This window comes from Streptomyces sp. NPDC002926 (assembly GCF_053591755.1).
The window spans coordinates 1-1,324 of the sequence record NZ_JBSFUK010000091.1 but is presented as its reverse complement, the minus strand read 5'-3'; the positions used below and the strand labels follow the sequence as shown (position 1 = coordinate 1,324).

Sequence of the window (1,324 nt, the reverse complement as noted above, 5' to 3'; positions counted from 1 at the left end):
TTCCAAGTTAGCCAGCCAAGCTCATCACATATGAACTCTTATAGTTGAACATTTTTCTTGGATAATGGTTCATCCAATACTCGATAGCGGCGACTTCTTCAGGGGTCGTCTTTGTTGTGCCTTTTGGCAGATGCCTACGAATCATTCGGTTATGGTTTTCATTCGTCCCTCGCTCAAAGCTCGCGTAGGCGTGTGCATAGTAAACTGGACAGCTTACGACCTCAGAGAGCCTTGCAAATTCATGGCCATTGTCAGGGGTAATGGATTTGAAGTCATAACTTTTTTGAAGTTCCACCAGCTCATCATTGACCGCCTGTGCTGTTTTCCCATCAATCAAGCGAATGATCTCCGTGCGGTATTTTCGCTCTGTGAGCGTCAAAAGCACCTTGTTCTTAGCTCTCGTAAGAATGACCGTGTCAATCTCGTAATGCCCCACTTCTAAGCGATTGTTAATGAACTCAGGCCGTTCTTCAATAGACTTACCAAAAGGATGCTTTGGCGCACGAGGTTTGATTTTCTTTGCCGCCTTATACTGCGGATAGAAAAGATGATGACGCTTGGCTTCTAACCAGCCCCAGTTGACCCAATTGTAGAGGCTGCTCAGAGAAACTCCTTTTAGAGCCTGATGAATGACTTCCAAAGAGTCCTTGTCTTCTTTAAGACGTGTACTCACATAACAATCAATCTCAGTCGTGAGTTTACTCGGACGAACACTGTGAGCCCTCAATCCTTCATAATTTTCTTGAGCCTTTTTAGCAGAGTATTTTACCTTCCGCTTGAGCTGGATTTCCCCTCGCTTCATCTCTCTGTCAATCGTCCCATGAGCTTTATTCAATAAGCGCGCAATCTCACGGTTGCTCAGTCCTTCTTTATTGTGCCAACGTTCAATGTTTAAACGGTCTTGATTGGTCAGGTGTTTCCCTTTGCTCTGGCTTGTGATAGAATAGTCTTGCATCTGAATTTCCTTTTTATACTATTTGGTCGAACTTCTAGTATAAGAGATTCAGATGTTTTTTGCTTGACTCAAGGTGGCTAACTTCATTTTACAATTTGCGATTAATTATTAAATTTAAAAAAATAAAAAAATAGGAGAGAAAAAATGGCAAAACGTATTATTGGTACAACACCAAAAGAAGATGGTTTTCGGATGCCTGGTGAATTTGAAGCTCAAGATCAAATTTTTATGATCTGGCCCGAACGTCCAGATAACTGGCGTGATGGAGCAAAACCTGTTCAGATTGCCTTTACTAATGTTGCTAAAGCAATTAGTAGATTTACACCAGTAACAATGTTAGTTTCACAATCCCAATATCAAAATGCTCGT

General features: G+C 41.5%; 2 protein-coding genes. One reads left to right on the top strand and one right to left on the bottom strand.

Annotation, left to right across the window (positions count from 1 at the left end; translation table 11 throughout):
* Positions 1–7: 7 nt before the first annotated feature.
* The gene (locus tag ACWDZ6_RS33400; RefSeq protein ID WP_451505833.1) at positions 8–955 is read right to left on the bottom strand and encodes an IS30 family transposase; all 948 of its coding nucleotides are present in this window, start codon (positions 953–955) and stop codon (positions 8–10) included.
* A 144-nt stretch (positions 956–1,099) separates the two neighbouring features.
* Between ACWDZ6_RS33400 and ACWDZ6_RS33395 the strand changes: the two genes are divergently transcribed.
* On the top strand, positions 1,100–1,324 hold a 225-nt coding region (locus ACWDZ6_RS33395), incomplete at its 3' end, for an agmatine deiminase family protein (protein ID WP_451505832.1).